This window comes from Microbispora bryophytorum (genome assembly GCF_043197435.1).
Lineage (GTDB): Bacteria > Actinomycetota > Actinomycetes > Streptosporangiales > Streptosporangiaceae > Microbispora > Microbispora bryophytorum.
Map to the genome: position 1 here is coordinate 178,715 of NZ_JBICTF010000001.1, position 21,553 is coordinate 200,267.

Annotated in this window: 21 protein-coding genes; 11 read left to right on the plus strand and 10 right to left on the minus strand. The window is 72.5% G+C overall.

Translation table 11 applies throughout. The features are described from left to right. Positions 1-224: 224 nt before the first annotated feature. Complete coding sequence (locus ACGFIB_RS00815; protein ID WP_357022328.1) at positions 225-872, plus strand: 4'-phosphopantetheinyl transferase family protein; 648 nt, start codon at positions 225-227, stop codon at positions 870-872. Here the strand turns inward: ACGFIB_RS00815 and ACGFIB_RS00820 are convergent. Next, complete coding sequence (locus ACGFIB_RS00820; RefSeq protein WP_357258126.1) at positions 852-1,793, minus strand: cation diffusion facilitator family transporter; 942 nt, start codon at positions 1,791-1,793, stop codon at positions 852-854. The genes ACGFIB_RS00815 and ACGFIB_RS00820 overlap by 21 nt on opposite strands. A gap of 38 nt (positions 1,794-1,831) precedes the next feature. Between ACGFIB_RS00820 and ACGFIB_RS00825 the strand changes: the two genes are divergently transcribed. The 3 genes from ACGFIB_RS00825 (at position 1,832) to ACGFIB_RS00835 (ending at position 4,787) form a co-directional block, all read left to right on the plus strand. Next, positions 1,832-2,299 (plus strand): MarR family winged helix-turn-helix transcriptional regulator, encoded by a 468-nt coding sequence (locus ACGFIB_RS00825; protein WP_357258124.1) that lies wholly within the window; start codon positions 1,832-1,834, stop codon positions 2,297-2,299. Positions 2,300-2,415: 116 nt separating this feature from the next. Next, entirely contained in the window at positions 2,416-3,063 is a 648-nt protein-coding gene (locus ACGFIB_RS00830; protein ID WP_393367623.1) for an LppX_LprAFG lipoprotein, read from the plus strand. Next, positions 3,060-4,787, plus strand: coding sequence for an MFS transporter (locus ACGFIB_RS00835; protein WP_393367625.1), 1,728 nt, complete (start codon positions 3,060-3,062; stop codon positions 4,785-4,787). The genes ACGFIB_RS00830 and ACGFIB_RS00835 overlap by 4 nt, the downstream gene beginning before the upstream one ends. Before the next feature lie 34 nt (positions 4,788-4,821). On the opposite strand, the gene ACGFIB_RS00840 is transcribed toward ACGFIB_RS00835, so the two are convergent. After that, a complete protein-coding gene (locus tag ACGFIB_RS00840) occupies positions 4,822-5,289 on the minus strand; it encodes a MarR family winged helix-turn-helix transcriptional regulator (RefSeq protein ID WP_142568849.1) in 468 nt (155 codons plus the stop codon). A gap of 62 nt (positions 5,290-5,351) precedes the next feature. On the opposite strand from ACGFIB_RS00840, the gene ACGFIB_RS00845 reads away from it, so the two are divergent. Together ACGFIB_RS00845 and ACGFIB_RS00850 are read left to right on the plus strand one after the other, a co-directional pair. Next, positions 5,352-5,729, plus strand: a complete 378-nt coding sequence (locus ACGFIB_RS00845) for a cupin domain-containing protein (protein WP_357240416.1) — start codon at positions 5,352-5,354, stop codon at positions 5,727-5,729. Positions 5,730-5,824: 95 nt separating this feature from the next. Continuing rightward, positions 5,825-6,241: a cupin domain-containing protein gene (locus ACGFIB_RS00850; RefSeq protein WP_357258117.1), complete on the plus strand. Its 417-nt coding sequence runs from the start codon at positions 5,825-5,827 to the stop codon at positions 6,239-6,241. A 67-nt stretch (positions 6,242-6,308) separates the two neighbouring features. On the opposite strand, the gene ACGFIB_RS00855 is transcribed toward ACGFIB_RS00850, so the two are convergent. After that, positions 6,309-7,442 (minus strand): haloalkane dehalogenase, encoded by a 1,134-nt coding sequence (locus ACGFIB_RS00855; protein WP_393367628.1) that lies wholly within the window; start codon positions 7,440-7,442, stop codon positions 6,309-6,311. 246 nt (positions 7,443-7,688) lie between these two features. Between ACGFIB_RS00855 and ACGFIB_RS00860 the strand changes: the two genes are divergently transcribed. The 3 genes from ACGFIB_RS00860 to ACGFIB_RS00870 all read left to right on the plus strand — a co-directional run bounded on the left by ACGFIB_RS00860 (position 7,689) and on the right by ACGFIB_RS00870 (position 11,226). Further along, on the plus strand, positions 7,689-8,339 hold the full coding sequence (locus ACGFIB_RS00860) for a TetR/AcrR family transcriptional regulator (RefSeq protein ID WP_393367630.1): 651 nt from the start codon (positions 7,689-7,691) through the stop codon (positions 8,337-8,339). 478 nt (positions 8,340-8,817) lie between these two features. Beyond that, the gene (locus ACGFIB_RS00865) at positions 8,818-9,531 is read left to right on the plus strand and encodes a hypothetical protein (RefSeq protein WP_393367632.1); all 714 of its coding nucleotides are present in this window, start codon (positions 8,818-8,820) and stop codon (positions 9,529-9,531) included. A gap of 402 nt (positions 9,532-9,933) precedes the next feature. Then, entirely contained in the window at positions 9,934-11,226 is a 1,293-nt protein-coding gene (locus ACGFIB_RS00870) for an MFS transporter (protein WP_393367634.1), read from the plus strand. Positions 11,227-11,393: 167 nt separating this feature from the next. Here the strand turns inward: ACGFIB_RS00870 and ACGFIB_RS00875 are convergent, their stop codons facing one another. From ACGFIB_RS00875 to ACGFIB_RS00890, 4 genes are all read right to left on the minus strand, one after another. Next, positions 11,394-12,041: a response regulator transcription factor gene (locus ACGFIB_RS00875; protein WP_357240399.1), complete on the minus strand. Its 648-nt coding sequence runs from the start codon at positions 12,039-12,041 to the stop codon at positions 11,394-11,396. Beyond that, positions 12,032-13,279, minus strand: a complete 1,248-nt coding sequence (locus ACGFIB_RS00880) for a sensor histidine kinase (protein ID WP_357258109.1) — start codon at positions 13,277-13,279, stop codon at positions 12,032-12,034. Before ACGFIB_RS00880 ends, ACGFIB_RS00875 begins: the two co-directional genes overlap by 10 nt. Positions 13,280-13,350: 71 nt before the next feature. Next, the gene (locus ACGFIB_RS00885) at positions 13,351-14,019 is read right to left on the minus strand and encodes an alpha/beta fold hydrolase (protein ID WP_393367637.1); all 669 of its coding nucleotides are present in this window, start codon (positions 14,017-14,019) and stop codon (positions 13,351-13,353) included. An 8-nt stretch (positions 14,020-14,027) separates the two neighbouring features. Continuing rightward, entirely contained in the window at positions 14,028-15,260 is a 1,233-nt protein-coding gene (locus ACGFIB_RS00890; RefSeq protein ID WP_393367639.1) for a YbfB/YjiJ family MFS transporter, read from the minus strand. Between the two features lie 79 nt (positions 15,261-15,339). Between ACGFIB_RS00890 and ACGFIB_RS00895 the strand changes: the two genes are divergently transcribed. Next, positions 15,340-15,939 (plus strand): TetR/AcrR family transcriptional regulator, encoded by a 600-nt coding sequence (locus tag ACGFIB_RS00895; RefSeq protein WP_142568828.1) that lies wholly within the window; start codon positions 15,340-15,342, stop codon positions 15,937-15,939. A gap of 21 nt (positions 15,940-15,960) precedes the next feature. On the opposite strand, the gene der is transcribed toward ACGFIB_RS00895, so the two are convergent. The 3 genes from der to ACGFIB_RS00910 form a co-directional block, all read right to left on the minus strand. Next, positions 15,961-17,379 carry a ribosome biogenesis GTPase Der gene (der, locus tag ACGFIB_RS00900; protein ID WP_357240389.1) on the minus strand — a complete coding sequence of 473 codons (1,419 nt, stop codon included), beginning with the start codon at positions 17,377-17,379 and terminating at the stop codon, positions 15,961-15,963. 159 nt (positions 17,380-17,538) lie between these two features. After that, positions 17,539-18,186 carry a (d)CMP kinase gene (gene cmk / locus ACGFIB_RS00905; RefSeq protein WP_223852739.1) on the minus strand — a complete coding sequence of 216 codons (648 nt, stop codon included), beginning with the start codon at positions 18,184-18,186 and terminating at the stop codon, positions 17,539-17,541. A 153-nt stretch (positions 18,187-18,339) separates the two neighbouring features. After that, entirely contained in the window at positions 18,340-18,996 is a 657-nt protein-coding gene (locus ACGFIB_RS00910; RefSeq protein ID WP_393367642.1) for a MerR family transcriptional regulator, read from the minus strand. 125 nt (positions 18,997-19,121) lie between these two features. Between ACGFIB_RS00910 and ACGFIB_RS00915 the strand changes: the two genes are divergently transcribed. Further along, positions 19,122-21,413, plus strand: a complete 2,292-nt coding sequence (locus ACGFIB_RS00915) for an MMPL family transporter (RefSeq protein ID WP_393367644.1) — start codon at positions 19,122-19,124, stop codon at positions 21,411-21,413. Positions 21,414-21,553 lie beyond the last annotated feature (140 nt).

The window sequence follows — 21,553 nt, forward strand, 5'->3', positions numbered from 1 at the left end:
GGAAATCACGCGTCCCTGCTGCGCCGGTCGCACAGATGGGGCGGTCACGGCGACGGTCACGTGCCGACGGGGTCCTGCACGAGCCGCACGCACGCGGCCGCGACCCGTCGCGGCCAGGTCGGCTCACCCAGGTCGGCTCACCCGGGATGGCCATGGGAACCTCGGCCGTCGCGGCCCGGGCCCCAGTTCACGTGATCGTCACATCGCTCCCCTACAGTGGCCTCGTGCGCCCCCCACTGGCCGTGGCCGGCCACACCGACGATGTGCTGGACATGGTCTCCGGCACACTGAGCGAGGCCGAGCGAGAGCGCGCCGAACGTTTCACCCGCAAGCGGGACCGCCTCGACTTCGTCGCCGCCCACCTGCTCGTACGGCACTGCGCCGCGGAGCTGCTCGGCGCCCGCGTCCGCACGCTGACCGTGGTGCAGCGCTGCGAGGGGTGCGGGCAGGCCCACGGACGGCCCTGGCTGGCCGAGGCACCCGAGGTGTCGATCAGCCTGGCGCACACCTCGGGCTACGTCTGCGCGGTCGCCGGGTTCGGCCGGGTGGGCGTGGACGCCGAGCACGCCACGAACGGCCCGGCCGACGAGAGGCTGGTGGAGCTCGCGCTGACCCCCGCGGAGGCGAAGCTCGTCGGTGACGACAACCGCAGGCTGATCCGGCAGTGGGTACGCAAGGAGGCGCTGGTCAAACGGGGAGAGCTCACGCTCGACCGGCTGCGCGAGGCGGACCTGTCGGCCCTGCCGCTGGAGGACGGGCTGTCGATCACGCTGGAATGGCGGGGCCGTCACTTCGTCGAGTGGACGGCCGGCACCGTGATCGCCTCCGCGGTCACCGACGAGCCCGCCAAACTACGCCTTCTCGGCGGCTGACCGCCCCGGGGTGGGGTCGAGGAAGACCTGCCGGATCTCCGGGAACCGCTCGGTGAGCCGTCGCTCCACCTGGTCGGAGGCGAGTTCGAGCCGCTGCCCGGACGTCTCGTCGCGGAAGTCGACCTTCGCCGCCACCATGACCTGGCCGGGGCCCATCATGACCGTGACCAGCTCGACGACGGCCTCGACCTCCGGATGGGCGACCAGCTCGCCGCGGATCTCCTCCTGCAACCCGCGCGGCGCCGCCTGGCCGATGAGCAGTGAGGCGTTGGTCCTGATCAGGGTCAGCGCCACGCCGAGCAGCAGCAGCCCGATGACGATCGAGGCGGCGCCGTCCCACACGGCCGAGCCGGTGAGCTGCGACAACAGCAGGCCGACGGCGGCCGTCGCGATGCCGATCAGCGCGGCGGAGTCCTCCAGCACGACGGCCTTGAGCACGGTGTCGGAGGTGCGCCGCAGCAGCCGCCCGGGGCTCACCCGCCAGCGACCGGCCTCGCCGCGAAGCTGCCGCAGGGCCTTCCACAGGGAGACCGACTCGATCGCGAAGGACACCGCGAGCACGAGGTACGACACGCCGATGTCACCCAGGCTCTCCCCCGCGGTGATCGTGTGCCAGCCGTGCGTCAGGGAGAACCCGGCCCCCACGACCAGCGTGAAGCAGGCGGCCACGATCGCCCACAGGTAGGCGGCCCGTCCGTGGCCGAGCGGATGGCGGGAGTCGGCGGGGCGCTCACCGTGCCGGATCGCGGCGAACAACACGACTTCGGTGGCCGTGTCGGCCGCCGAATGCGCGGCCTCCGACAGCATCGCCGAGGAGGAGCTCATCAGACCGGCGGCCAGCTTGGCCAGCGCGATGGCGAGGTTGGCCGCGCCCGCGACCACGACGGTGCCGAGGCTCTCACCGTTCTCGCTGTCAGGCATTCCGCTCCGTTCGTTCAAGTGATCTTATGCTGGGCATCATGGACGCCCCTCATTGGCTCACCCCGCAGGAGCAGCGCGCCTGGCGGGCACACCTGGCCGCTCATCGCCTGCTCTTCCACCAGCTCGACCGGGAGCTGCAGGCGATCGGGCTGTCGCTGAACGACTACGAGATTCTCGTGAACCTCTCGGAGAGTCCCGGCCGGCGCATGCGCATGAGCGAGCTGGCCGACGCCACGATCCAGTCGCGCAGCCGGCTGTCCCACCAGATCTCCCGGATGGAGGCCGCCGGCCTGGTGACCCGGCAGGACTGCGAGGACGACCGGCGCGGCACGTTCGCCGTGCTGACCGACCCCGGCTGGGAGATGATCCAGCGGGTGGCGCCGGACCACGTGGCGAGCGTCCGCCGGCACTTCATCGACCTGATGACCCCCGAGGAGGTGTCCACCCTGGAGCAGATCTACACGCCGATCATCGATCGTCTCCAGGCGCTCCGCGGCATCAGGTGAGGAGACCGCGGGGCGGCACGGGGTAGGCACCCGGTCCCGACTTCCCGCGACCGGCCGCGCCAAACCGATTCCCGAGGGAGCGCGTACCGGCCACGCCCGCTCGCTACGATCCGGCTGTGCGAACAATCCTCGGGCTCGTCGTGGCCGGCCTGCTGCTCGTGACCGCGTGCAGCGCGAAGAGCGAGGCCGCCCTGCCGGACGGTCCCGCGTTGCTGAAGCGCTCGGCCGAGGCCATGCGGACGGTCACGACGGTCGCCTTCACGATCGCGACCAAGGACAAGCCCGCCGTACCGGTGCGGCACGCCGAGGGCAGCCTCACCCGGGAGGGCGACGCCAAGGGCACCCTGCAGATCGAGATCGCTGGACTGCAGGAGATCGAGTTCGTGCTCGTCGGCGACAAGGTCTATTTCAAGGGACCCACCGGCGGCTTCCAGACGATGACCCGCCAGCAGCTCCTGGCCCTTTACAACCCCTCCGCCGTGCTGACCGGCGTGCCCGGGCTGCTGTCCACCGCGAAGGACGTCCACACGCAGGCGGAGGAGAAGGTCGGCGACGCCACCGCCTACCGGGTGGCGGCCACGCTGTCGCAGGAGGTGCTGGCCACGCTGGTTCCCGGCATTCAGCAGGGGGTCACCGGCACGCTCTGGATCGACAAGGCCACCAGCCGCCTGCTCAAGCTCGACCTGCCGCTCACCGGCGGCTCCGTGGCCGTGACCCTGGGGGACTACGACGCCCCCGTGACCATCGCCCCGCCCGCGTCGTGACGGACGCCACCGACGCCACCGACGCCGGCGACGCCACGGACGCGGACGGCGCGGCCGGACGGACCCGGGCGACCGGAACCGCCGGGCCCTCCGCCCGGCACCGGCGTCTCGCGCTGGGCGTCGGCGGCGCCGCCGTGCTGCTCGCCGCACTCGACGCGTACGTCGTCGTCACCGTGCTCGTGGACGTCGCCGCCGACGTCGGGGTGCCGCTGAACCACCTGGAGCGGGCGACCCCGGTCGTGACCGGGTTCCTGCTCGGCTACGTCGCGGCCATGCCGCTGCTCGGCCGCCTGTCCGACCGGTACGGCAGGCGCGCGCTGATCCACGCCTGCCTGGCCGGGTTCGCCTCCGGTTCCCTCGTCACCGCCCTGGCGGGGAGTGTGCCCGCGCTGGTCGCGGGCCGTACGCTGCAGGGCGTCGCGGGCGGCGCGCTGCTGCCGATCACCATGGCCCTCATCGGCGACCTGTGGGACGAGCGCGCCCGGCCGGTGGCGCTCGGGGCGGTCGGCGCCGCGCAGGAGCTCGGCAGCGTGCTCGGCCCGCTTTATGGCGCGGGCCTGGCCGCGCTCGCCGGATGGCGCGGCATCTTCTGGGTCAACCTCCCGCTCGCGCTGCTGGCCGCCGTCGCCGTGCAGGTGGCCGTCCCCGGCGGGCGAGAGCCGTACGGCCGGCCCTCCGGCGAGTCGGACGCGGGGACGGCGGACGCGAGGACGGCCGACACCGGGACGGCGGACGCGGGGACGGCGGGCTCCAGGAGCGCGGACGCGAGGACGGTCGACACGGGGACGGCGGGCGCGAGGAGGGCGGACGCGGGAACGGCCGACGCGCGGAAGGCGAACGCCGGGACGGTCGACGCGGGCGGCGGCGTCCTGCTCGCGCTGGCGCTCGGCCTGCTTGTCGCCGGGCTCTACAACCCCTCCCCCGACACGGCCGTGCTGCCACCGTGGGGACTGCCGTGCGTGGCCGCCGGGGCGGTCGCGGCGGTGCTGTTCGTGCTGTGGGAGATCCGCTCCCCGGTCCGCCTGCTCGACCTGACGGGCGTGCCCAGGACACCGCTGCTCGCCACGCTGGCGGTGAGCCTGCTGGCCGGTGCGGCGCTGCTGGTCACGCTGGTCGACGTGCAACTGGCCGCGCAGACGCTGCTCGATGAGGACGCGGTGGGCGGCGCCCTGGTGCTCACCCGGTTCCTCGCCGCGCTGGCGGTCGCGGCGTTCCTCGGCGGGATCCTGGTGCGGCGGTTCGGCGAGCGCCCGGTTGCCGTCGCGGGGATGGCGGTGGCCGCCACCGGCTACTGGCTGATCTCCCGGTGGCCGCTCGACCTGGCGTCGGTCGGCGTGCGGATGGACGCCGACCTCGTGGTCGCCGGCCTCGGCCTCGGGGTGGTGATCGCCCCGGTCTCGTCGGCGGTGTTGCGCCTGGTCCCGGCGGCGCGGCACGGCGTGGCGTCGGCGGCGGTCGTGGTGGCCAGGATGATGGGCATGCTGCTGGGCGTGGCCGCGCTGTCGGCCTGGGGCTTCCACCGGTTCCAGTCGCTCACCGCGCACCTGGACACGCCGCTGCCGTTCGGGGTGGACGCGGCCGAGTACGCCCGCAGGCTCGCGGACTACACGGCGCAGGTCCAGGCGGCGCTGCACGCGGAGTACACCGAGATCTTCCTGATCACGTGCGGCCTGTGCGTGCTCGGCGCGGCCGCGTCCCTGGCCCTGCCCCGCCGCCGCTCCTGATCCCTGCCGCGCCTGATCCCGCACCCCTGCCGGGTCAGGCGCCGAACCAGCCGGGCACGTCGAGGCGGAAGACGTCCTGCGGCGTCACCTTCCGCAGGTCGGCCTCCAGGTCTCTGAGCCGCTCGTCCCCGATGACGGCGGCCCAGCGCGCCCGCAGGTCGTCGAAGATCCGGGCCGAGCGCGCCAGGACGTCCACCCCCGACGGCGTGAGCCGTACGATCTTGCGGCGCGTGTCGCGGGAGTCCCGGGCGCGCTCCACGTAGCCGAGGCGTTCGAGCGTCTCGATGGTCTTGCCCGCCGCCTGCTTGCTGACGCCCAGCGTGCGGCCCAGGTCCACCGCGGTCGTGCCCTCCGTGCCGATCGCCTGCATGACGAAGCCGTGCATGGGACGGGCATGCGGATGCCCCTGACGGGCGAGCTCGGCGTGCAGTTCGTCGATGAGAACGCGAAACCCCAGGAAGAGCCGCAGGGGCAGCTCGAAGCCGGGCGGGTCGATTGACACAGATAGACAACCTGGTTCACTATTACCGACAACAACGTTGTCTATCTTAGGAGACGCCGACGATGTCTGTCATCCGTCATGCCCAATCCCGCAGATCCGAGACCCCGGCCGGGGTCATGACCACCTTCGCCTCGCCCACCCTGGGCGGCGCCACGCGGGCCGTGTGGCGCGTCGAGGCGACCCCCGCGACGAGCGGGCCGCCGCACGACTTCGACGCCGAGCAGGTGTGGACGTTCCTCCACGGCACCGCCACCGTCGAACTCGGCGGCGAGACGTTCACGGTCGCGCCCGGCGACACCGTGGTCATGCCGCCCTCGACCCCACGGCGCGTCACGGCGGGCGCCGACGTGGGTTTCACCGCCGTCGTCACCGCCCCCGCCGGGGCCAGGGCCATCCTGCCCGACGGCACGGTGCACGGCGTGCCGCCCTGGATCGCCTGACCTCTGCCCCTCCTCCTTCTCTCGCCCTGCCCCCGTGGACCGGCCCGGCGACCCGTCCGGCACCCGGCCACCGCTCTGTCTCCAAGGAGTCACGCATGCCCGTCATCCGTTCCGCCGACAGCCGCAGGAGCACCACTCCCAACGGCGTCATGACCACCCTCGCCTCGCCCACCCAGGGAGGCGCCGCCCAGGCCGTCTGGCGGGTGGACATGCCCGCCGGGAACAACGGTCCCCACCACGCGAGCGACGGCGAGCAGGTGTGGACCTTCCTCACCGGCGGCGCGACCGTCGAACTCGGCGGCGAGACCGTCGCCGTCGAGGCCGGGGACACCGTCGTCATGCCCGCCGACGTCAGCCGCCGGGTGCACGCCGACGCGGAGGCCGGCTTCAGCGCGATCGTGGCCGCGCCGGCCGGCTGCGAGGTCTACAACCCCGGCGGGATCACCGCCGCGGACGCCTGCGACCTCGCGCCCAAGGGGACCGACCGGCTCGTGCCGCCCTGGGTCCGCTGACCGGCCGACCGCCCCGCGCGCCGGCGGCGCGCGGGATCGGCCCGCCTCTGACGGGCCACGGCCGGCCCTACCGCGTCGACTCGATGAAGCGGTTGACGATCGCGGCGAGTTCGGGGCCCCGATCTTCCTGGACGAAGTGGCCCGCGTCGGCGATGGTGGTGTGCGGTTGACCTTGGGCGCCCGGAATGCGCTCGCGCAACCACTGGTCCGGTTGGGGGACGGCATAGCTCGGGTCGTCGGTGTTCGGCGCCTGCGGCAGCAGGATCACGTGGTCGCTGAACGCGCACAGGAACGGCACGGACAGCGTTTGCAGCACAGCCCACGCGTTGCGGTTGGGAACGGTGGCCTCGTCCCATGCCGTGATGGGCACCAGGAGGGGGAACTGGCGGGCGCCCTGCCGATAAGTCTCGTCGGGGAACGGCGCGTCGTATCCGGCCTTCACCGCTGGACTGAGCTCGCTGATCGTGCCCGCCTCGACGACGGCTCCGGCGTCGAACGGGTCGGCCCGCTGGCTGTACTGCGTCCACGCGTGGAAGGCCCGGCCGACGTCCTGGTCCCCGGTTGGAAGATAGGTGTTCGTCGCCACCACGCGGCGGAACCGGCCGGGATGTTCGGCCAGCAACCGCAGTCCCAAAAGGCCTCCCCAGTCATGACACACCATGGTCACGTCGAGCAGGCCGAGCCTGTCGAACACGGCTTCGCGCAGCCAGTCCACATGACGCTGGTAGGTATACGCGAAACGGGACGCGGGCTTGTCGGAGCGGCCGAAGCCGATCAGGTCGGGGGCGATGCAGCGATGTCCGGCGGCCACGAGCGGCGGGATCACGTGCCGGTACAGGTAACTCCAGGACGGTTGCCCGTGCAGAAGCAGGATCGTCTGCCCGGACGGCTTCACCGCGCCCGCCGGCCGCTCGTCGACGTAGTGCATCCGCAGCCGGGCACCGGTGCCGTCGCCGGAGTCGACATGGACGTAGTGCGGCTCGAACGGGTAGTCGGCCAGGTTGCGGAATCGGGACTCCGGCGTACGCAACACCTTCATGTGGGGGTCCGGCGCCGATTGCGGCTGCCCGTTGTGCACCGGGGGCGGGAAGCGGAGCAGACCGCTCGCCGCGGCGGCGGTCCCGACGCCGAGCATGTGGCGGCGAGTCAGGAAGGCCGGCGCGGGAGCGTCGTCACGGTCGTCCGGGCCGTCTGCGGTCATCGGTAGTCCTCGCTGTCGTGGCCGATCCGTCGGCCGGGTTGGGGTTGTGGCAGTGCGGCAGGAACGCCCCCTGGTAGTCGGCGAACCGCCCGATCAACCGTTAACCTGAACAAATGTGTTCAAGTTCTGACACTACCATCAACTCGAACACAAGCGTTCGACTTAGGGTTCGCACAGCGAGGCGGCAACGTGAACTAAACTGTTCGAGTTATCGGGAACGTCGGCCCAGGGAGTGCAGGAGCGGAAATGGCAGCCACACCGCGCGGTGCCGGCGACAGGTCGCGGTCCGCGCAGCGCCCCGCGCCGCAGGCCGAGCGGCGAGCCGACGCCCGGCGCAACATCAAGTCCATCCTGGACGCGGCCCAGCTCTGCCTGGCCCGCGACGCCGACGCCAGCGTCGCCGACATGGCCAAGGCGGCGGGGGTCGGCCGGGTCACGCTCTACGGGCACTTCAAGACTCGGGCGGATCTCGTCGACGCCGTCCTGACCCGCACGATGGAGCAGTCCGACGCCGCGCTCGACGCGACCGACACCACCGGTGACCCGCGCGAGGCGCTGACCCGGCTCGTCGGCGCCTCATGGCGGATCGTCCACCAGCTTCACTCCGTGCTCCGGGCCGCCCACCGCGAACTGCCCCCGGAGCGCATCCGGGCCGTCCACGACCGGACCCTGCAGAGGGTCCAGACGATCATCGATCGCGGGCGGGACGCCGGCGCCTTCCGCGACGACCTGCCCCAGAGGTGGATGGTCACGACCGTGTTCAGCCTGATGCACGCCGCGGCGGAGGACACCGCCGCCGGCCGGCTGGACGCCGACGATGCCGCACGGGTCATCTCGGCGACGCTGCTCGCCGCCCTTTCCGCGCCCGGCACGGTCGTACCCACACCGGCTCCTTAACCGCCGACCTCACCGTCCGCCCTGCACGCCCACGCCGCACGCCCAGCCCACGCCGCACGTCCACGCCGCGGCGGCGCGGCTCGGCGGCGCGGCTCGGCATGGGCTCCGCCAGGTGACATCTCAAAGCGTCAGACCTCCTCGCCACCGCGTCGACACCGCGTCGCCACCGGGCCGCGACCGCCGACGCCTCTTTCCGGTGACAGCGACCTGGAGACTTCGCCATACAAAACCCGAACATCTATGTACGAATTAGATGTTAGCCTGAAACCGAACACGGTTGTTCGGGTTGATTCGGGAACCGTGGACACCACCCACCGGCGCGGCGGCACTCGGGGTCGCCGTCCCGTCCACCGTCACCGCCGACGGCCCGACCGGCGTCACCCCGGCCTCGGGTTTCCGCGCCGTCGTCGCGCCGGCCGCCCCGCCGAGCCACGCACCGGACGGGCACCGCAAAGCAACAAGATCCAGGAGAACGACGATGAGCAGCCACCGCTCGGCGCACGATGACGCCGGCACGACGACACCACCCCCACCCCTCCGCCACCACAACGCCGAGGACGGCACCCGGAGCGTACGGGTGACGGTGAAGCTCACCGCGATGATCGGGGGCCCGCTCTTCCTGCTCACCGTCTTCCTGCACCCGGCCCGCGACGGGCACGACATCGCGGCGGGCGCCCAGTGGTACGCCTTCACCCATTCCATGGAGGCCATCAGCCTGCTGGTCCAGGCAACCTGTCTGGCCGGTGTCCTGGCTCTGGTCATGAACAGGTTCGGTTCGCGCGCGGTCACCACGCTGTACACCGCCCTGGCCGGGACCATGCTCTGGTTCGGCCTGATCGTCTTCGACGGCGGCCACAACCCGGTGACGGCCAAGTACGCGCCCGACCTCGTGCACACCCCCAAGGACATCGACGTCGAGGGCGGCATCATCGTGCTGGCCGCGAACATCGTCTTCCCTCTGGGATGCGTGCTGCTCGCCCTGCTGCTCAACCGGTACGGCCAACGGTGGGCCGGCCTGCTCCTGGGATTCGGCGGCGTCGTGTACGCGATCGGCGGGACCGCGTCCCTGTTCGGATTCGGACCGCATTCCATGATCACATCCGTCTTCGAGATCATCGGCGCCGCCCCGTACGCGTTGGGCTACGTGCTGCTCGGCCGCACCTTCGGACGGGCCCGCCAACTCTCCACCTGATGCACTCCGGCGCGCTCGCCGAGCATCCTCTGTGCGGCGACAGCGCGCTATGACCGTCGTCACACAGCAATCCGAACACCGATGTACGACTTAGTGCTAGAGTGAAACTCGAACATAGTTGTTCAGGTTAGTCGCGGGTCATCGCTCCCGCGACCACCCTCAGCCTCACAGGACTGCCTACCCATAGGGAGGTGAATTTCCAATGACCTCGATCCCCAGGGGCTGGTTTCCCTGATAGACAGGCATGACCCAAGAAGTTGATCTCGGTCCGACTCGGTCACGAGATCGTCGTACCGGGTCCGAGGGGCAGGATGCCTCGGCCGTCGCGCCGCCCCCGGACCCGGCTTCGGCGCCCGCGGACACCTGCTGTGACCGCGATGACAGGGAGAAGCGAATCTCCGCATGGCAGAACCCTCCTCCACGACCGAATCACCGGACGCCCCAGCGGCCGCAGGAAGCCGGGCACGCGTCAACGCCGGATACGGCGCCGTGTTCGTGGTCAGAGAATTCCGGGCTATTTTCGCGGCCCATGTCCTTTCCATGCTGGGAGGCGTCTTCGCCGACGCGTCGCTGGCCGTGCTGGTATTCCAGCGGACCGGTTCGGCGCCGCTGACGGCGCTCGTCTTCGCCCTCGGCTTCCTGCCCTACGCCCTCAGCGGGATCCTGCTCTCCGGCATCGCCGACCGTTACCCCGCCCGCCGGGTGCTGGTGGCCTGCGACCTGCTCTCGGCCGGCTGCGTGACGTTGATGGCCGTTCCGGTGACTCCGCTCGCGGCGCTGTTCGTCCTCCGCTTCGCCGTCTCGATGATGTCGCCGTTGTTCACCGGCACCCGGGCGGCGAGCCTGGCCGACATCCTGCCGGACGACTTGTACGTCCTGGGCCGTTCGCTGGTGCGGATGGTCTCGCAGGGATCCCAGATCATCGGCTACGGACTCGGCGGACTGGCCCTGGTGTGGCTGTCACCCCGCACCGCGCTCTACGTGACCGTCGGCACCTTTCTCGGTTCCGCGCTGCTCCTGCGTCTGGGCACCCGCGGCCGCCCGGCCCGGGCATCGGGGGGCGGGGCGATGATGCGCGCTTCGATCGCCTCGACCCGGCGGTTGCTCGCCGTCCCCCGGGTCCGCGCGCTGCTGCTGATGTGGTGGATCCCGCCGATGTTCTTCATCGTCGCCGAAGGAACCGCCGCACCTTACGCGGACGCCGCGGGTGCGGGCTCGGTGGGGTTCGGGCTCTTCATGGCCGCGATGCCCGCGGGGACCGCGGTGGGCGAGGTGCTGGCCGGCACCCTGCTCGGGGCGGCCGCCCGCGAGCGGATCGCACTGCCGCTGGCAGCGGGGTCGATGCTGCCGATGGCCGCGTTCGCCGTCCATCCGCCGTTGTCGGTCGCGGTCGCGCTCCTGGTGCTCACGGGGCTGTGCGCCGCCTACACGCTCGGCATGGACCAGTGGTTCGTGCAAGCGGTGCCTGCGGCGATGCGGGGCAGCGCCATGTCCCTGCTGGGCGCCGGGCTCATGACCCTCCAGGGGCTCGGCGTGGCCGCCGGCGGCGCCATCGCCGCGCTGGTCCCCCCGTACGCGGTGATCTGCGGAGCCGGCGCGGCCGGGACGGCCTGTATGTTCGTCATCCTGCGATCGGTGCGCGCGACGCGGACGACGGCGCCGGCCACGGACACGGACACGGACGCGGAAACGTAGGCGCGAGACTCCGCCGCCGCTCCGCGCGTCTGACCGGGAAACTCCCGCGGCGAACGCGTACGCCGCGAGCGGCGGCCGGCCACCCGGCCTGACGCGTGTGGTCAGGAGCGGAGGTAGGCCAGCACCGCGTGTGGTCAGGAGCGGAGGTAGGCCAGCACCGCGTGTGGTCAGGAGCGGAGGTAGGCCAGCACCGCGAGGACGCGGCGGTGCTGGTCGCCGTCCTCGGCGTGCAGGCCGAGCTTGGCGAAGATGCCGCGAATGTGCTTTTCCACCGCGCCCTCGGTGACGACGAGGCGCCGGGCGATCGCCGGGTTCGACCTGCCCTCGGCCATCAGCGACAGGACCTCGCGTTCACGCGGTGTCAGCGACGCCAGCGGGTCGTCTCGCCGCCGCCGCACCATCAGCTGGGCGACGACCTGGGGGTCGAAGACCGTTCCCCCCGCGGCGACCCGCCGCAGGCCGTCCATGAACTCCTCGACGTCGACCACGCGGTCCTTCAGCAGATAGCCGACCGCCCCGCGAGCGTCGGCCAGCAGGTCGTCGGCGTACGACACCTCGACGTACTGCGAAAGGATCAGTACGGGCGTGCCCGGCACCTTCTCCCGCGCCTCGACGGCGGCGCGCAGGCCCTCGTCGGTGAACGCCGGCGGCATCCGCACGTCGACCACCGACACGTCGGGCCGGTGGGCGACGACGGACTTGACCAGGTCCTCCCCCGTGCCCACGGTCTCGACGACCTCGCAGCCGAACTCCTCAAGCAGGCGGACAAGCCCCTCCCGGATGAGGACGGCGTCGTCGGCCACCACTACGCGCACGGAACCTCCGCCGTGATCAGTGTCGGCCCGCCCACCGGCGATCTCACCGACAGCTCGCCGTCGACGGCCCGCAGCCGGTCGGCCAGGCCGGACAGGCCATGTCCCTTGGCGACGTGTGCGCCGCCGACCCCATCATCCCCGATCGTGAGGAGGAGCGTGTCACCGATCCTGATCAGCCCGACCGAGCAGGACGTCGCCCTGCTGTGCTTGGCCACGTTGGTGAGCGACTCGGCCGTCACGAAGTAGATCGTGTTCTCGATGAGCGCGGTATACCGCTCGGCCGTCTGGACGTCCAGCTCCACGGGCACGGTGCAGCGGCCGGCCAGGGCGGCGAGCGCCGGGGCGAGGCCGCGGTCGGCCAGGATCGGCGGGGCGATGCCGCGCGACAGCGCCCGCAGCTCGTCCAGGGTCTCCCGGGTGGCGCTGATGGCCTTGCCGATCGTCTCGTGCGCGGCCGTGGCGTCCTTCTGCAGTTCCCGCTGGGCCCGCGACAGCTCCATCGCCAGGTGGACCAGGCGCTGCTGGGGCCCGTCGTGGATGTCGCGCTCCAGGCGGCGCAGCGCGTCCGCCTCCGCGTGGGCGGCGGCGTGACGGCCCTCGGTGAGGTCGTCGATGCGCTCCTGCAGCTCGGCGACGCCGGTCAGCAGCGCCCGGCCCAGCGACGCCTTGATGAGGGCGCAGGAGCGGACGACGGGATAGAGGGTGATCGCGGCGATCAGCCCGATCGTGCCGTAGAAGACGCTGTCGACCACGTAGCCCCGGCCGAGGCCGAGGAGCTCGGGCAGCTCGGTGTTGCCGGGGATGTTCGAGGTGATCCAGCCGTACAGCGGATAGGTCAGCCCGGCGATGGCCAGCACCCACCAGGTGACGGTCACGCAGAACGCGACGATCGCGACCGGGAAGGCCAGCAGCCCGTGCAGCACGTCGAGCCAGGGCTGGCCCCCGGCGAGCGGGGTGATGGTCTTCCGGAACACGCCCGCCCCGGGCGGCGACGTGGGATAACGCGGCCGGGGCAGGTCCCTGCCCAGCACCCCGCGCATGCGGAGCCGTTCGACGTCGCCCATGCCCCGGGCGACGAGGAGGGTGAGAGCGAGGACGGGCACGCCCAGCCAGACCACCAGCAGGCCGGCGCCCGCCGACAGGCCGACCGTCGTGAGGCAGAACGTGATGACCGCGAGGGGAAACCCCACGAGGACGTAGACCGTGTCGCCGCCGAGGCGGGAGAGAAGTCGGCGCATGTCCCCAACGCTATTGACCCGCGCGCCGCGAATCGATCCGGCGGACGGCAGTCCCGTTGGTAGGGCAGCCCCTACCAACGGGCCCCGGTCAGGATCTTCAGCAGGTCCTCCGGGGCGTCCCGCATGAGGTTGTGCCCGCCGTCCAGCGCGTACGTGGTCCACGCGGGGTCCTCGCGCAGCCGCTCGTACGTCGCGGTGAAGGGGGACTCGCCCTGCCAGCCCGCCGCGTACACGTAGACGCGGCGCGCGATGCGCGCGGGGTCGCCGGTCAGCCGGAGCGGCTGGAGCAACGAGGCGATCGGGTGAGGGGTGGCACGGGGGTCGAAGAACGGCAGCGGCCGCGTCGCGTAGCCGGTCTCCACCACGTCGGCGTACCACTGCCGTTCCCGATCGGAGACCAGGCCCCAGCAGGAATCGCCGTCCCCCGGCACGACGGCGTCCAGGTAGACCAGACCGGCCATCCGGCCGGGCAGGCGGTCGGCGACGCCGGTGATCACCATTCCCCCGTAGCTGTGGCCGACCAGCACGGCGTCCCGGACGTCCTCGGCCTCCAGCATCCCGGCGACGTCCCGGATGTGCGTGTCCAGGTTCACTCCGCCGTCCAGCAGGTGGGCGCGTTCGGCGAGCCCGGTCAACGTCAGCGCGACGGCCCGGTGCCCGTGATGGCGCAAGTCCTCGCACAGCTCGCGGAAACACCAGCCGCCGTGGCACATGCCGGGGATCAGGACGAACGTGGTCATGGTGTGCCTCACTGTCTCGTGGACGCTTCCGCGTCGGGTGTCTTCCCGGCCGAACCCGCTCTGGCCCGGCGGGAGGGATTCGCGAACGCCGCGATCACCGCCGCGGCGGCGCACAGGATCGCGGTCCACGCCAGGGCCGCGGCGGTCGAGGTGTGGTCGGCGACGAGCCCGGCGAGCCACGGGCCCGCGGTCTGCCCGCCCGCGAAGATCGTGGTGAACGCCGCCAGGGTGGCCGTCCAGTCGGCGGGCGGGGTGTTCGCCTTGATGAGCGCGGTGACGGCGGCGGGCACACCCATGAACGTCGCCCCGTAGAGGATCGCGGAGGCGAGGATGACCGGCGGCGCGGGCGCCGCCATCGCCAGCGCCGCGCCACCGCCCAGGAGACCGAGCAGCGTGGCCAGGGCCCGGGTGCCGGGCCACTGGGCGGTCGGACGGCTCCACAGCGCGGGCGCCGCCACCACGGCCAGGCCGAGCGCCGTCCAGGTGAGCACCACCTGCCCGAGCGGTGCGTTCCGGTCGGCCAGGTAGGCGGACAGGAAGGTGATGTAGGTGATGTAACCGGTGGCGAACAGCAGGTAGGCCACGGCGATTCCCCACAGCGGCCGCACGTGGACCCGCCCGGCGGTCGCGGCCTGTGGGTCCTCCCCCGGCTGCGCGTCCTCCCCGGCCTTGGCGGCGGTCCAGCTCAGCAGCGCCGCCAGTCCGGCGGCCAGGCCCAGACCGGCCCAGGCCAGGTGAAGGCGGTCGCCCAGCGGCGGGATACCGGCGCCGCCGACCACGATGCCCAGCCCCGCGCCCGCGAAGTACACGGTGATGGGCGAGCCGGAGGCGGCGCGAGCGGCGAGGCGCGAGGCGATGACGCCGCCGGTGACGAACACCGCGGCGCCCGCCACTCCGGCAGCGGCTCGCGCGGCAAGCAGCACCGGATAGGCGTCGCTCGTCGCGGTGACCGCCAGCGCCAGCGCGGTGAGGACCATGCCCCACCGGAAGGTGGCCGCCGTACCCAGGCGGCGTACGACGACCGCGGTCACCAGCGCGCCGAGCAGATAGCCAAGCCCGTTGGCGGCGCTCATCGCCCCTGCTTCGGCCAGGGACCAGTGCAGTTCCTCCCGCATCGCCGGAAGGAGCAGCCCGTACGCGAAACGCGCCAGCCCGAGCGCCGACGCGGTGCCGAGAGCCAGCCGCGCCGCCTGCCGTGTCTCCCGCCGGGCCGGCGTGCCGAGGGCGATGAGGTCGGACATGACGGACTCCCAAAGATCGAACCGATCGGTACCATCTCGGAGCGTAGCAGTGCATCGAACCGGTCGGTACCATCCTGGTATGCCGGTTCCCAAGGGCTCGACGATCGACCCGGAGCGCACCCGCGCCGCCATCCTGGAGGCGGCCACCGCCGTACTGTACGAGCGCGGGCTCGACGGCGTCGGCGTCGCCGAGCTGTGCGCCCTCATCGGGGTGTCGAAGGAGACGCTCTATCGGCACTTCGGCACGAAGGACGGGCTCGTGGAGGCTGTGCTCCTGGCCCGCAGCGAACGGGTGAGCCGCTGGCTGGCCGACTCCGCCGCGGCGGCCGGGGACAACCCCCGCGACCAGCTCGCCGCGGTGTTCGACGCGCTGCGGGAGTGGTACGAGGACCCCGTCTTCCGCGGCTGCGCGATGGTGAACGCGTCGGCCCAGCACCACGTCGAGGCCGTGCGCGCCATCACCGCACGCCACCTCGACCGCTACCTCGACCTGCTGACCGGCATCGCAGAGCGCGCCGGAGCCGCCGATCCGCCCCTTCTGGGGCGCCAGTTGCTCATGCTGGTCGAGGGCGCCACGGTCGTCGCCGCGCACCACGGCACGGCCGGAACGGGCGAGCAGGCCCGCCAGGCCGCGCTCGCCCTGCTGTCGGCCGCCGCCCCGGCGAGCGGCGACGACTGAGGCCCCGGAACCGGCCGGAGGTTACTTCTTCTTGCGCTTCTCGCGGATCTTCATCGTCACCTCGATCGGAGAACCCGCGAAGCCGAACTCCTCGCGGATGCGGCGCTCAAGGAACCGGCGGTAGGTCTCCTCCAGGAACGCCGAGGTGAACAGCACGAACTTCGGCGGCTCGATGGACGCCTGGGTGGCGAACAGGATCTTCGGCTGCCGGCCGCCTCGGACCGGGGGCGGGGTGGCCTGCAGCAGTTCGGTGAAGAACTGGTTGAGCCGGGCCGTCGGCACCCGCGTGCCCCACGACTGCAGGGCCCGTTCGATGGCCGGGGCCAGCCTCTCGACGTGGCGGCCGGTCTTCGCCGAGATGTTCACCCGCAGCGCCCAGGGCGTGCGGACGAGCTGCCGGTCGATCTCCTTCTCCAGGTAGTAGCGCCGGTCCTCGTCGACCAGGTCCCACTTGTTGAACGCGACCACCATCGCCCGGCCCGACTCGATGACCAGGCCGAGGATCCGCAGGTCCTGCTCGGTCAGCACGTCGGAGGCGTCGATCAGGACGACCGCGACCTCCGCCCGCTCCAGCGCGGCCCGCGTGCGCATCGCCGCGTAGAAGTCCGCGCCCTTCAGCTCGCGGTCCCGCCGCCGGATGCCGGCCGTGTCGATGAACCGATACGTCGTGCCGCCCAGCTCGACCAGCTCGTCGACCGGGTCGCGGGTGGTGCCGGCCATGGGGTCGACGAGCACCCGCTCCTCCCCGGCGAGCTTGTTGAGCAGCGACGACTTGCCCACGTTGGGCTTGCCCAGCAGGGCGATCCGGCGCGGGCCCCGCCGCTCGCCGAACGTCTGCGGCGGCGTCTCGGGCAAAGCGTCGAGCACGATGTCGAGCAGGTCGCCACTGGCGCGGCCGTGCAGGGCGGAGACGGGGTGCGGCTCGCCGAGGCCGAGCGACCAGAGCCCGGTCGCCTCCAGCTCCATCTGCTGGTTGTCGACCTTGTTGGCGGCCAGCACGACCGGCTTGCCCGAGCGGCGCAGGACCGCGCCGACGGCCTCGTCGGAGTCGGTGACCCCGACACCGGCGTCCACCACGAAGAGGATCACGTCGGCCAGCTCGGCCGCGATCTGCGCCTGCTCGGCGATGCGCAGGGCCATGCCGGTCGCGTCGGGGTCCCAGCCGCCGGTGTCGACCAGCGTGAACCGCTTGCCCCGCCAGGTCGCCTCGTACGTGACCCGGTCGCGGGTCACGCCGGGCACGTCCTCCACGACCGCCTCACGACGGCCGATGATGCGGTTGACCAGTGTCGACTTGCCGACGTTGGGGCGCCCCACCACGGCGACGACCGGCAGCGGGCCCGCGTCGGGCTCCTGCTCCGTCTCCTCCGGGGAAAGCCCGGCGAGCTCGGCCTCGATCCAGCCGCCCTCGTCCTCGTCGTAGTCCCCCGTCACGTCCATACCCTGCCTCATCGGCTGCTCTTCCCGTTCTCCCCGGCCTCCCGTGAGGCCTCCCGGCGGACCGCTTCCGGGGCCGGGCTCGTTCGTACGTCGCACCGCGTGGCCCTCTCCGGCGCGGCGGACGCGGCGCGGGAGGCGGTCAGGCGGGGCGTGCGGGCGTCAGACCCGCTCCTTGACGAGCCGGAGCACCTCGGCGATCACCTCGTCCAGGTCCAGCGGCGTCGTGTCCAGCTCCACCGCGTCGGCGGCCATCGCCAGCGGATCGGCCTTGCGCGTCGAGTCGAGGGCGTCGCGCCGGGCCATCGCGGCCTGCTGCGCCTCCACCGTCGTCCCGTCCAGCTCGGCCGTACGGCGCAGGGCGCGCGCCTGAGCGCTCGCCGTGAGGTAGATCTTGACCGGCGCGTCCGGCGCGACCACGGTGCCGATGTCGCGGCCTTCGACCACGATCCCTCCGCCAGGCAGGGACTCGGCGATGATCTCCCGCTGCAGGGCCACCAACCGGTGGCGCACCTCGGGCACGGCGCTCACGGCCGACACCGCGCCGGTCACCTCGGGGCCGCGGATCGGTCCGTTGACGTCGACGCCGTCCACGGTGACGCCCGGCGCGTCGGGGTCGGTGCTCATCACCAGCGTGGGCTCGGCGGACCTCGCGGCGATCTCGGCGGCGTCCTCCAGGTTCACGCCCCGCTGGAGCATCCACCAGGTGACCGCGCGGTACATGGCGCCCGTGTCGAGGTACCGCAGGCCCAGCGCCCGCGCGACGCCTCGCGAGGCACTCGACTTGCCCGATCCCGAAGGACCGTCCATGGCGACGACCAGACCCGACACCGGCTCTCCTTCTCCCCTTCGAATCGTCGTCCCCGAGGCTACCGGGATACCGGCGGAAAGCATGCATCGGCGGCGGACAGGGCCTCCCGAGCGATCATCTCGCTTTCGCCGGCGGGACCCGCGAGCCGGCTCTCAGGAGGTGTCCTCGGCGATCCCGCCGAGGAGCCGGGCCGCCTGCGCCTCCTGGGCCAGGCGGCGCAGGGAGGCGATCACGGGGTCGCCGAGAGCGGTCCAGACCACGACCGCCTCGGCCATGGAGTGCAGGTCACCCCGCCGGCTGATCGCCCGCACCTCCGTGTCCGCCAGTTGCTCGGCGGTCTCGGCGTAGGTCTCCAGCAGGTCCAGGTAGTCGTCCTCGCCGAGGCGCCGCAGGGTCGCCAGCGCGTCGGCCAGCGTCCGCCTGGCCGGGTTGCCCGGCTTGACCTGCCAGCCCCGCCGGGCGATCAACTCGTCGACCTGCGCGGCGGCCTCGTCCCCAGCCTCGTCCCCAGCGTCGTCGCCGGCGCGTTCCCTGGGCGGGGTCAGCGCGTACTGCGCCTTGCCGAGCACGTCGAACTCCGAGACGCCGGAGGAGAAGATCAGCGCGAGCGCCTCGCGGGCCGAGGCCACCGGCAGCCCGCCGACCTCGACCAGCGCCCTGGCCAGCCGAAGCCGCCTGACGTGCTCCTCGCCGTACCGCGCCTGATTGGGGCCGGTCCGCTCTCCCTGCGGGAGCAGTCCCTCCCGCATGTAGTACTTGATGGTGGGGATCGGGACCCCGGTCCGCCTGCTCAGCTCCGCGATCCGCATGTCCCTCTCCCTCGCCGCACCCTCCCAGGATAGGCCCGGGGCTTGCCCGCGCCCACGGATATGGATAGCGTCACTACCGACATAATAGATAGTGGCACTGTCCGCTATCCGGAAGGGAGAAGCGCATGTTCGGCGCTCTCGGCCGCTTCGCGGTCCGTCGTCGTCGCCTGATCCTGCTGGGCGCGCTGCTGTTCACCGTGGTCGCGGGCGTGTGGGGCGCCGGCGTCTTCGGCCGCCTCGGTGGCGGCGCCGGGTTCGACGACCCCGGCAGCCCGTCCTCGCACGCCGACCGCCTGCTCGCCGGACCGCTGGGCCGGCACACGGCCGACGTCGTCGTGCTCTACGAAAGCGACCGGCTCACCGTGGACGACCCCGCCTTCGCCGGGCCCGTGCGCCGGGCCCTCGACGCGCTCCCCCGTCAGGACATCGTGCGGCTGGAGTCGTACTGGTCGACCGGCTCCCCCGGCTTCGTGTCGGGGGACCGGCACGCGACGTACGTCACCGTGCAGTTCCGCTCCCCCGACGACCAGGAGCGCGTACGGGTCCTGCGCGGCAACCGGGACAGGTTCGAGGTCGAGGGCCCGACCGTGCGGTTCGGCGGCGTCACCGCGATGACCGATCAGGTCAACAGCACGATCGCGCGCGACATCGGCCTGGCCGAGGCGATCTCGGTTCCGATCCTGCTGATCGTGCTGGCGGTGGTCTTCCGCAGCCTCCTGGCCGCGGCGCTCCCCCTGGCCGTCGGCGTGGTCGCCGCGCTCGGCACGATGGCGGTGTTGCGCCTGGTCACGCTGGTCGCCGACGTCTCGACGTTCGCCATCCAGGTCGTCACGGTGCTCGGCCTCGGCCTGGCGATCGACTACGCGCTGCTCGCGGTCACCCGGTTCAGGGAGGAGCTCGGCAGGGGCGCGTCCGTCGCGGCGGCGGTGGAGCGGACGACGGCCACGGCGGGCCGGACGATCGCGTTCTCCGGCGCGGTCGTGGCGCTGTCGTTCGCAGGGCTCGCGGTGTTCCCCTCGCGGTTCCTGCTGTCGATGGCGTACGCGGGCGCCACCACGGTCATCCTCGCCGTGCTGACCTCCCTCACCGTGCTGCCCGCCCTGCTGGCGGCCCTCGGCCGGCGGGCCGGCCAAAGCGGGCTCGGCCGGCGGGCCGGCCAAAGCGGGCTCGGCCGGCGGGCCGGCCAAAGCGGGCTCGGCCGGCGGGCCGGCGAAAAGGAGCTCGGCCGGCGCGTGGGCCAGAGCGGGCTCGGCCGCGCCCGGCCCGGCGCCTCCGGCGTGCGCTGGTATCGCCTGGCCCACGCCGTCATGCGGCGGCCCCTCGCGAGCGCGCTCGCCGTCGTCGCGGTGCTCGTGGCGCTCGGCCTGCCGTTCCTCGGGGTGAACTGGGCCAGGCCCGGCGACTGGGTGCTGCCGGCCGGCGCCGACGCGCGCACCGTGACCCGGGAGCTCGCCGAGCGCTTCACCGCCGACCCCGCCAAGATCGTGACGGCCGTCGTCGAGGCGCCGCGCGCCCGGGACAGGGCGGCGCTGGACAGTGCGGCGCTGGACAGGGCGGCGCTGGACGGCTACGCCGCCCGCCTGGACGCCGTGCCCGGGGTGGAGGGCGCGTCCGTCACCGGGAGCACCGGCGCTCTCGCCCGGATCGCCCTCGGCTACGCGATGGACCCGATGTCCCGCGAGGCCGTGCGGATGGTCGAGGACCTGCGGGCCGTGCCGCCTCCGGCCGGGGCCGTCGCGTCGTTCACCGGGATGCCCGCCTCGCGCGTGGACATCGTGGACATGGTCGTCTCCCGCCTGCCGTGGATGGCGCTGTTCGTGGCCGTCGTGTCGACCGCGCTGATGTTCCTCGCGTTCGGCTCGCTGATCCTGCCGATCAAGTCGGTGCTGCTGAACCTGTTGTCGCTGTCGGCGTCCTTCGGCGCCATCAAGCTGATCTTCCAGGACGGCCGGCTGGCCGGGCTGCTCGGCTTCGAGCCGGTCGGGGCCGTCGACGTGAACTTCCCCGTGCTGATCGTCGCGATCGCCTTCGGGCTGGCGATGGACTACGAGATGTTCCTCCTGTCGCGCGTACGCGAGGAGCGCGAGCGCGGGGCCGATCCCGCGGAGGCGATGGCGCGCGGGCTGGCCAGGACGGCCGGGGTGGTCACCGGCGCCGCCCTCCTCGTCGCCGTGTCCGTCGCGGGCTTCGCCTTCTCCAACGTGGCGCTCATGAAGATGATCGGCGTCGGCCTGGTGATCGCGGTCGTCGTGGACGCCACGATCGTGCGCGGCCTGCTGGTGCCCGCCACCATGCGGCTGCTCGGCGAACGGGCCTGGTGGGCGCCCCCGCCCCTGGCCCGATGGTGGCGGCGGCGCGGCCCGCATGAGCACGCTCCTACGACGCCGCACCCCGAGGAGGCCGTCAGCAGCCGCTGAGATCGGGCCTTCCGCGCGCCGGTTCGGGCACGTTCCGGGCTCCGCGCATCCCCGTGTAGCTTCCTCCGCGTGTTGACCTTGCCCCTGGGTGAAGCCCCAGCATCGTCGGCACCGGCCATGGCGGCCGGGACGAGGAGGAG